The organism is Stenotrophomonas sp. Steno-Z1, from assembly GCF_056393175.1.
In genome coordinates, this window is the sequence record NZ_JBWJPB010000013.1 from 36,995 (window position 1) to 46,996 (window position 10,002).

The window sequence follows — 10,002 nt, forward strand, 5'->3', positions numbered from 1 at the left end:
GCTGCGTCCGGATGCGCAAGGATGCGGGGCCGCGCTGGATGGCGTGGTGAATGCCGGCCGGCAACGGCTCAGCGCGTGGCGCGGGTGTCCGGGTGGCCCAGGTCGGTGTGCCGGTGCGCGGCCTTTTCCTGGTCCAGCAATGCACCAAAGGTTTCGGCGGGAATCGCGCGCGAAATCAGGAACCCCTGGACCTGGTTGCAGCCCAGCCTGCGCAGGGTGGCCAGCTCGGCATCGGTCTCCACCCCCTCGGCGACGATGTTCAGGCCCAGCTTGCTGCCCAGCGCGATCACCGTGGCCAGCGCGCTGTGCAGCGCCGGGTCGCGCGCGCAGCCGCGCACCAGCGCACGGTCGATCTTGACCTCGGTGAAGGGGGTGCTGACCAGGTTGTGCACCGAGCTCAGGCCCTGACCGAAATCGTCCTGGGCCAGCCCGAAGCCCTTCATGCGCAACCGGCAGGCGCCAGCGTAGTAGTCGCTGACGTGGTGGGTGGTGCTGCTTTCCATCAGCTCGAAGCACAGATCGGCAGGAACACCGCCATGCGTGAGGGTCAGCTCCAGCAGTTCATCGGGCAGGCTGCTGCGCTCCAGCAGGTGCGGCGGCAGGTTGATCGACACCGGGATACGGAAGCCCTGTTCGCGCCAACGCGCCTGTGCCTGCACGCTGGCCTTGAGGATATGCCGCAGCAGCGCCGGCTCCAGTCCATGCTGTTGGATCAGCGGCAGGAAGCGACCGGCCTGCAGCGTGCCGTGCTCGGGATGACGCCAGCGCACCAGCGCCTCGGCGGCCACTACCAGGCCCGAGTCCAGCGACTTCTTCGGCTGGAACCAGGCGGTGATCTGGCCCCCGCTGATCGCCTCGCACAGGCGCTCGCGGCTGGCCACGATCGGCGCCTCGGCCGCTGTGCTCGCCGGCGCGGCGTCGGCGCTCGCCAGTTCAAGCTGGGCCAGCAGTTCGCCGACGTCGGCGGGGGCGACGGGCTTGGGCAGGATACCGAGCACGGTGATGCCCAGCGATTCGGCCATGAGGCGTGCCGAGGCCATCATCCGTTGCGACGCCGAACTGACCAGCGCCAGCATCGGCCGATGCTCCTGCGCGGCCAGCGCCTGGATGAACTGGATGCCATCCACGCCCGGCATCATCAGGTCGGTCACGACCAGGTCGTAGCGGCGCCAGTGGCACATCTCCACCGCATGCGCCGCATCACCGCAGGTGTCGGTGGCGATGCCGGGCGCGGCATTGAACATGTTGGCCAGGAAGCCGCGCTGGAACGGCTGGTCTTCCAGGATCAGTACACGGTGGTTGCTCACGTCGGGGCTCCTGCGGTCAATCCGCCCAGCGCATGGCGGAGGGTGCCGATGTCGATCGGCTTCACCAGGTAATCGGTCATGCCGCCGGCCAGGCAGCGCTCGCGTTCTTCGGGGGTGGCATTGGCGGTGGCGCCGATCACCGGCATCGCATGGCCCTGCTGACGCAGGTGCCGGGCCAGCGCGTGGCCGCCCAGGCCGGGCATGTTGATGTCGGTCAGCACCACATCGAACACCTCGGTAGTGCAGCGGGCCAGCGCTTCATGCCCGTCGCAGGCGGTGACCACGCTGCAGCCCAGCGTCTCCAGCTGTTCCTTCAGGATCAGCCGGTTGATCGGGTTGTCCTCGGCCACCAGCACGTGCAGCCCCAGGGACGCGCGCGGGGCACGCGTTGCCAGGGCCGGTGGTGCCTGGTTGCCCTGCTGCAGGCGGAACACCGCATCGGCGATGGCCCGAATGCTGAGCGTGGTGACCGTCAACTGGTCCGGCTGCGTCGGGTCCTCGCAGACCGGGTCGCCGGCATCGGCCAGTGCGACCACCCGCGGGCCGGGCCATTCAATCGGCGTCATGTCGCGCGGATCGCTGTCCACCAGGATCGCGCCCGGCTCCCTGGGCACCGGCAGGTCGGCGTTGTAGCGGCGCGCGCTGGCGCCCCAGCGCTGCAGCCATTGGCACGCGCTGTCGGTGAGCTCGGCCAGGGCGGCGCGCACGTAGACGGGCGGGTGGGGGAGCAGGTGCGGGCCATCGGTACACGCGTCGGCATCGGCCAACACGCCTGCGTCCACGCCCAGCGGCAGGATCACGGTGAAGCTGCTGCCGAGCCCGGGCTCGCTGACCAGGCGCATCTCGCCGTTCATCAGCCGCACCAGATGGTCGCTGATCGACAGCCCCAGTCCGGTGCCGTCGGCGCGACCATGGCCGCTGGCCTGTCGGAAGGGCTCGAACAGCCGCGCATGCTCGGCGGCGGCGATCCCGATGCCGGTATCGGTGACCTGCCAGCTGACCGTGGCGGTGCCGCCTTCGCACGCGAGCAGCTTCACCCGCAGCACGATGCGGCCGCTGTCGGTGAACTTGATCGCGTTGCTGAGCAGGTTGCCCAGTACCTGGCGGATGCGGTCGGCATCGCCGGCCACCTGCGCGGGCAGGCGCGGATCGGTGCAGACCACGATCTGCAGCTGCTTGCGGGCGGCAGCGGCCGCATAGGCGCGCAGCGTGGTTTCGGCCAGGTCCAGCGGCGAAAAGGTGGAACTGGCCAGGGTGAGCTGGCCCGACTCGATCTTGGAGACATCCAGGATGTCGCTGATCAGTTGCAGCAGCACCGACGAGGAGTGCTGGATCGTCTTGAGATACTGCGCCTGGCGTGGATCCAGGGCGGTGTTGCCCAGCAGTTCAAGCGTGCCGAGCACGCCGTACAACGGCGTGCGGATCTCATGGCTCATGGTCGCCACGAACGCGCTCTTGGCCTGGCTGGCCTCGTCGGCGGCCTGCTTGGCCGCCGACAGCGCCGCCTGGATCTGGCGGTGCCGGCTGATGTCGTTGAACACGCACAGCAGCACGTCGTCGCCGTGGTACCGCGTGGATGCGTACAGCACTTGTAATTGACGGCCATCGGCGGTGGTGAAGTCGACCGCGCGGCGGCCGCGCGCAGTGCATTGGGCAAGGTCACCGGTGCGACGCCACGCCCCGGTCCAGTCGCCGGTGCCGGTATCGCGGCCCAGCCAGTCCCGCGCGAGCTGGTTTTCCAGCATCACCCGGGCATCGTGGCAGCGCAGCACGCACATGCCCACCGGCGCCATTTCGATCACCGTGCTGCCAAAATCGACGCTCTCCAGCAGCTGAAGGTGCTGGCGATGGGCCGGCTGGATGAGTTGGCGGTCGATACGTCGGATCAGCAGCCGCAACGCCGCGATCGCGGCAAGGCATACCAGCAGCGACACCGTGATGTGCACGGCCATGTCGCGCAGCAGCAGCGACGAGGGAAGGTGGTAGACAAGCCGCCAGCCGTCCTGGCCGATGCTCTTGACCAGGGCCAGCCCCTTGGGCAGCCCGTGTGCCCAGACGAAGGCGAAGGCATCCGCGTGCTGGCCGCGCAGCCAGGTCATGGGCGGATCGGTGGCCGATGGGCTGGACAGCACCGGCTGTCCGCGCTGGTCCAGCAGCAGGAACTCGCCGATGCCCTTGCCGTTGACCGTGCGTGCCACCGCCGCCGGATCCAGCGCCAACACCAGCCAATGGGCCGGGTCAGGGCCGTCCTCGGCTGCGCGATACAGGTAGACGCCGCCCTCCGGCCGGCGTGAGGGCAGCCAGTACACCTCGGTACCGGGTGCGGCGCGGGCGGCGTGTGTGCGCAGCGCTGGCGCGGTCAGTTCGTCCGGCGGCGGTGTCGCCGGCGTGTGCCGACCCTGCAGCCACTGCCGCGGCGCCTGCGGATCGTCGCTCACGTGGACCAGGCGCGCGCCGAAGTCGGCCAGGGTCTGCTCGGCGCGCGCGGACAGCAGCAGACTGAGCTGCCGGCCGTCGTGGCCCATCCCCAGCGGCAGCCGCCGTATCTCGCTGTCTTCGCCATCATCCGGCCGGGCAGGGGCGGTCGCGGCCCGCGGCGATTCCACCACCGAATCCACCAGGTAGTTCAACAGCGCTTCCCGATGGTCGAAATACACCTGCGCACGGTAGGCGGCAGCGTTCATGTCGCGGCGATGCACCGACACATCCTCGCTCAGCTGTGCCAGCAGGTAGAACCCGGCCGTGCCCAGCAGGCAGAACAGCACGCACAGCGACAACCAGCGCAGCAGCACGTTGGCCGCCACGACCGGGGCGTCAAGGGTGGAACGTCGGGGCAGGAGACGATGCATGCGCGCATGCTAGGAAGCGCGGCTGCCCGGGCACATCAGCCGATCCCTAAAACCGGCGCTGTCGGGATCGCCCCACGGACGCCGTTCAGCTGGATGAAAACGGACGGGCCCGCACAGTGGCGGGCCCGTCCGGTGCTGCGTGCAGAGAGCCGCTTACAGCGCGCTGCCACCAAACTTGTGCGTGTACTGCAGGTTCACCGTCCGGCCCACGGTATCGAACCAGGACACGTCGTAGTACGGGTACGCCGTATACGTCACGTCCTTGGGCGGCATCTTGTTGGCCACGTTCACCACCGACAACGACAGGCGCGAGTGGTCGTCGAACCGGTACTGCAGCGACACGTTGTAGCGGTACGTGGCGCCGATCCAGGGGCTGTCGCCGCTGTCCGGGTCGAAGCTCTGGTCGTAGCTGTCGTAGGTCGGCAGCCTGCCCAGCCGCGAGCCGTACACGGTGGCCGACCAGGCCTCCTTCTCCCAGGTGATGCTCGCACTGGTCTTGGTGCGCGGGATGTCGAAGCCGCTGTTGACCGCGAACTGGTCTTCGACCACATCGCCCTCGAACTGCTGGAAGTCGTGCGTCTTCACCCAGGTGTAGTTGCCACTCAGGATGAAGTCGCCAACCCCGGTGCTCAGCCGGTAACGCAGGCCCACATCGATGCCACGGGTGGTCTCGCGCGCGATGTTGATCGGGTTGACGTGCACCCCGTACAGGCGGCCATCGCTGGTGCGGCTGACGCGGCTCATCGCATCGACACAGGTCGGCGAGTTGGCATCGGCGTTGCCCAGCCGGCACGCCGCTTCATCGCGCAGGATGGTGCCCACGTCCATGTCCTGCACCTGGTCGCGCATGTCGATGTCGAACCAGTCCACCGACAGGTCCAGCCCGATCGCCGGCGACCAGACGAAGCCGGCACTCCAGGACGTGCTGGTCTCCGGATCGAGCTTGCGGTTGCCTTCGCGCGTGCGGATCAGGTTTTCCTCGTAATCCGAGCAGTCCTCGGCCTGGTCCAGCTGGCAGGTGTAGTAGTCGTTGTTGCTGGTCTCGTCGTTGCCCGGGCCGGCATACACATAGTGCAGGTCCGGCGCGCGGAACGCGGTGCCGTAGGAGCCGCGTACCAGCAGGGTGTCGATCGGGCGCCATTCGATGCCGCCGCTCCAGGTCGCCTTGCCGATGCTGTTGCCCGAATAGCGGTACTGGTCGTAGCGACCGGCCACGCTCACGTTGAGGGTGTCGTGCAGCGGCAGGCGCAGTTCGGCGGCTGTGGCCCAGCGGTTGCGGCTGCCGTGGCCGTCCGAATCCTTCCAGCTGTAGTAGTAGTACTCGGTCGCCAGCGGATCGGGATTGAGCGCATAGGACTGGTTGCCGAACTCGGCAGTGGCGGCGAAGCCGGCCTTGCCGCCGGGCAGCGAGAACAGCTCGCCGTTGGTCAGGGTCAGCGCGGCGGTATCGGTGCGCGACTTCGGGGTGTAGGTGGTCTTCGCGGCGATCGCATCGTATTCGCTGCGGCTCAGCGGCCGGTACAGGCGCGCCGGGTCGGCATTGAAGACCGGGAACACGTTGTCGTCGTCATCGGTGTACTCGCCCAGCTGCTCGCCCAGGAACAGCGCGTTGGCCTTGGCGGCGATGATCTGCGGCCAGCGGATCGACGACTGGTACTGCGAGTGGCTCAGCGACGCCTCGTAGTCCCAGTTCGCGTCCAGGCTGCCCTTGAAGCCGGTGGTGACGCTGAAGGTCTTCTGCGTGCTGCGGATCATGCCGTTGCGCAGCCCGCCCATCTCTTCCGGCGAGAACTGGCGCTGCCAGAACTCCACCTGGTCGGTGGCCTGGTTGTAGAAATAGCCGTCCTCGTTGCCGTCGGCGGCCATCCGGCCCCACTGGGTCACATCGCGCATCAGCGCGATGTCGTGGTAGCCCATCTGCACATCGGCGAACCAGCTGGCGCCGTTGTCGAAGGCATAGTTCAGGGAGGCGTAGCCGTTCACGCCACGGCGCTTGCTGAGGATCGTGCCGTAGCCGATCGACGTGTCGCTGCCGCAGTAGAAGCCGTAGCGCGCGCGCTCGGCATAGCCGGTGCTGCCGCGGTTCTGGCCGGCCAGCGCGTCGCAGGTGGCCTGGCCCGGGTCGAGGTAGTCGTCGTTGTAGTCGGTGCGCAGGTAGGCGCGCCGCGCCGCGCGGGCGCTCTCGGTCGGTGCGTCCAGGGTGGAGTCCTGCTGGCCGCGCTCATACGCCCACAGCGGGGTCTGCGACTGCAGTTCCAGGCTGTACACCGCGCTGAAGCGGCCGGCGTCGAAGCCACTGGCCAGGCTGATATCGAAGGAATCGGCGCCGCCTTCGGTGGCCGTGCCCATGCGCACGTCCACCGTGGTGCCATCGACATGCTTCTTCAGGATGAAGTTGACCACGCCGGCGATCGCATCCGAGCCATAGATCGCCGAGGCGCTGCCGGTCAGCACTTCGATCCGCTCGATCATCCCGATCGGGATGTTGGAGACATCGGTGAAGTTGCTGCGGCCCTGGAACGGCATCGGGAAGTCGGCGATGCGGCGGCCGTTGACCAGCACCAGGGTGTGGTTCGGGCCCAGCCCGCGCAGGTCCACCTGCTGCGCACCCGGGGAGAAGTCGGCGCCGCTGGAGGACTGCTGGCTCTGGGTCTCACCGCCGTTCTGGGTCATCGAGCGCAACACGTCCGGCACGCTGGTGAAGCCGCTGGCCTGGATCTGCTCGGCGGTGATCACCGTGACCGGGGCCGGGCCTTCCACCTGCGCGCGCGGAATCCGCGAGCCGGTGACCTGCACCGTGTCCAGCTGCTGCACTCCGGAAACGGCCGGAGACTGTGCGCCTGCGGTCGCGGCCACACCCATCAACGCCAGCTGGATCGACCACGCCATCGCCTGTTTACGCATGAGAATTCTCGAGAAGAAAGAGTCGGCCTCGAGGGAGGCCCGTCCCCCATTCACATTTCGCGAATGGACGGCGCGCATTTAACGCCTTTTTTACGGGGTTGACCACTGCCATGTTCTCTGGCAAAGAGTGAAAGCGGTTCCACCCCGATTTCATTCAGGGAGATCTACGTGCACAAGGCTTTCCGCCGGTTCGGCCGGACCCTCGGCCTGCTGCTCACCGCCGCGCTGCTGCCCGTCCACGCCCAGTCCCTGCAGGACCCCGGCTTCCGCTATTACGAGGTCGGCGACCTGGACGCCGCGCCGGCCCTGCACACCGAGCCGGCGATGATGCTGATGGGCGGTGGCGAGTGGGTGCCCGCCGCCTTCCAGTGGTGGCTGCAGCGCGCCGGGCATGGCCGCGTGGTGATCCTGCGCGCCTCCGGTGCCGACGACCTGCAGGATCGCCTGTACCGCGATATCGGCGGGGCCGCGTCGGTGCAGACCCTGGTGTTCGACAGTCGCCGCGCCGCCGAGGACCCGGCGGTGCTGCGGGTGGTGGCCGCGGCCGATGCGATCTTCATCGCCGGTGGCGACCAGTCCCGCTACATCCGCTTCTGGAAAGGCACCGCGCTCAACGACGCGCTCAACGCGCACGTGCGCGCCGGCCGGCCGATCGCGGGCACCAGCGCCGGCCTGGCCATCCTGGGCGGTTACAGCTACGGCGCCCTGGACGGTGGCAGCGTCACCTCCGAACGCGCGCTGCGCGACCCGATGGGCAGCGCGGTCACCCTGGACAACGATTTCCTGGCCATGCCCTACCTGGCCAACGTCATCACCGATACCCACTTCGGCAAGCGCGATCGGCTGGGCCGGCTGATCGTGTTCGTCGCCCGCGCCGCCCAGCAGGCCGGCCGCGTGGACATGGTCGGCATCGGCGTGGACGAGGACACCGCGCTATGCGTGGAGGCCGATGGCCGCGGGCGCGTGCTCAGCAATGACGAGGGCTACGCCTGGCTGGTCATGCCGCGGCACACCGCCGAGCGCCTGCGTGACGGCGAGCCACTGGACTTCCACGCGATCCCGGTCACCGGGGTCGGCAGCGGCAGCCTGCTGCACCTGGACGGGTTCCGCGTAGAGGATGCCGCGTTCCGGATGACCGCCGATATCCGCGAGGGGGGCCTGGAACTGGCGCCAGGCCCGTAGGTCCACGCCGGGCGTGGAGGCGTCTGGCGTGGCGCGGAGCCAGCGTCATGGGGGTGTCCTGGGAGCGGCGCAGGGGGTCTGGCCGCGCATGCCATGATGGCGCCCTGTCCCCGACGCGGTGCCTGCCCATGTCACGTCCTGCTGGTGTGTTGTTGACGTTGTGCCTGTCCATGCCGTTGCTGGCTGCCGGCGCCGAACCGGTCCTGGTCCTGCACGGCGGGGCGGGCGTGGAGCGCAAGGATCTGTCCCCGGCCGAAGAAACGGCCGCGCGCGCCGCCCTGCGCCAGGCGCTGCTCAGCGGCCACCGGGCGCTGGCCGCCGGCAAGCCGGCGCTGGAGGCGGTGACCGCCGCGATCACCGTGCTGGAGGACGATCCCACCTTCAACGCCGGCAAGGGTGCCGTGTTCACCCACGACGGGCGCAACGAGCTCGATGCCTCCCTGATGGATGGCGCCAGCCTGAAGGCCGGTGCGGTGGCCGGCGTGCAGCGCGTGCGCAATCCGATCCTGCTGGCCGAGGCGGTCATGCAGCATTCGCCGCACGTGATGATGGTGGGACAGGGCGCGGAGGCGTTTGCCGCGACCCAGGGCATTTCCCTGGTCGATCCGTCCTACTTCCGCACCGAGAAGCGCTGGCGGCAGTTGCAGCGCGCATTGAAGGAGGAGGCCGCTGGCCAGGCCCATGCGGACCTGGAGACCGCGCGGCACTTCGGCACGGTCGGTGCCGTCGCCCTGGACGCGCAGGGCCATCTCGCCGCCGGCACCTCCACCGGTGGCATGACCAACAAGCGCTACGGCCGGGTCGGCGATTCTCCCATCATCGGCGCCGGCACCTATGCCAACGCCACCTGTGCGGTGTCGGGCACCGGCTGGGGCGAGTACTACATCCGCACCGCAGCGGCGTACGACATCTGCGCGCGCATGCAGTACCTCAAGCAGGGCCCGGTCGAAGCCGGCCGCGCCGTGATCAACGAGCGCATTCCCGCCCTTGGCGGCGATGGCGGGGCGATCGTGCTCTCCGCCGATGGCCGCGCCGCGACGCCGTTCAACACGCAGGGCATGTATCGCGGCTGGATCGGCGCCGATGGCGTGCCTCACGTGGCGATCTTCGCCGACGAGCCGCTGCCGCTTCCTGGCCAATAGCCTGCGCCCACAAGGCAAATTGCGATTCGCGTGAAAAAGTTGAAAAAGAGTGTTGACAGAACCCGTCTTCACCCCCAAAATTCACGGCTCTTCCACCCCACACCGAAAACGCTTCGGCGCCACGGGACAGGGTGGTAAGGAGGGATACCCAAGCGGCCAACGGGGGCAGACTGTAAATCTGCTGGCTTACGCCTTCGGTGGTTCGAATCCACCTCCCTCCACCAGTTTCATGTTGTGGCAAGAGCTTCCGATGCGGGAGTAGTTCAATGGTAGAACCTCAGCCTTCCAAGCTGATGGTGCGGGTTCGATCCCCGTCTCCCGCTCCATTGAATGAGTTTGAATATATTCAAATTCGTGCCATAATTCAAAACTCGCTCACGTAGCTCAGTCGGTAGAGCACCTCCTTGGTAAGGAGGAGGTCGAAGGTTCGATTCCTTTCGTGAGCACCATCTAAGTGCCACCATTCAGACGATTTCGAGATAAGCAGCCATGGCCAAGGGTAAGTTCGAGCGCACCAAGCCGCACGTCAACGTCGGCACCATCGGTCACGTCGACCACGGCAAGACCACGCTGACCGCCGCACTGACCAAGATCGGTGCTGAGCGCTTCGGTGGCGAG

Annotated in this window: 6 protein-coding genes and 3 tRNA genes; 6 read left to right on the forward strand and 3 right to left on the reverse strand. The window is 68.0% G+C overall.

Annotated features, from left to right (window positions below; all coding sequences use genetic code 11):
• Positions 1 to 68: 68 nt before the first annotated feature.
• From AC06FD_RS20100 to AC06FD_RS20110, 3 genes are all read right to left on the reverse strand, one after another.
• Positions 69 to 1,307, reverse strand: coding sequence for an EAL domain-containing response regulator (locus AC06FD_RS20100; RefSeq protein ID WP_259208988.1), 1,239 nt, complete (start codon positions 1,305 to 1,307; stop codon positions 69 to 71).
• Positions 1,304 to 4,156 (reverse strand): response regulator, encoded by a 2,853-nt coding sequence (locus AC06FD_RS20105; protein WP_478078712.1) that lies wholly within the window; start codon positions 4,154 to 4,156, stop codon positions 1,304 to 1,306. The genes AC06FD_RS20100 and AC06FD_RS20105 overlap by 4 nt, the downstream gene beginning before the upstream one ends.
• Before the next feature lie 153 nt (positions 4,157 to 4,309).
• Entirely contained in the window at positions 4,310 to 7,060 is a 2,751-nt protein-coding gene (locus AC06FD_RS20110) for a TonB-dependent receptor plug domain-containing protein (protein ID WP_478078713.1), read from the reverse strand.
• A gap of 168 nt (positions 7,061 to 7,228) precedes the next feature.
• On the opposite strand from AC06FD_RS20110, the gene AC06FD_RS20115 reads away from it, so the two are divergent.
• The 6 genes from AC06FD_RS20115 to AC06FD_RS20140 all read left to right on the forward strand — a co-directional run.
• Positions 7,229 to 8,242, forward strand: coding sequence for a cyanophycinase (locus AC06FD_RS20115; protein ID WP_478078714.1), 1,014 nt, complete (start codon positions 7,229 to 7,231; stop codon positions 8,240 to 8,242).
• 128 nt (positions 8,243 to 8,370) lie between these two features.
• Positions 8,371 to 9,384 (forward strand): isoaspartyl peptidase/L-asparaginase family protein, encoded by a 1,014-nt coding sequence (locus AC06FD_RS20120; protein ID WP_478078715.1) that lies wholly within the window; start codon positions 8,371 to 8,373, stop codon positions 9,382 to 9,384.
• A gap of 138 nt (positions 9,385 to 9,522) precedes the next feature.
• A tRNA-Tyr gene (locus tag AC06FD_RS20125) sits at positions 9,523 to 9,608 on the forward strand.
• 28 nt (positions 9,609 to 9,636) lie between these two features.
• Positions 9,637 to 9,710 (forward strand) — tRNA-Gly (locus AC06FD_RS20130).
• A gap of 47 nt (positions 9,711 to 9,757) precedes the next feature.
• A tRNA-Thr gene (locus AC06FD_RS20135) sits at positions 9,758 to 9,833 on the forward strand.
• Between the two features lie 40 nt (positions 9,834 to 9,873).
• Positions 9,874 to 10,002 (forward strand): GTP-binding protein (locus AC06FD_RS20140; RefSeq protein WP_049472324.1); only part of this gene is annotated, 129 nt, incomplete at its 3' end.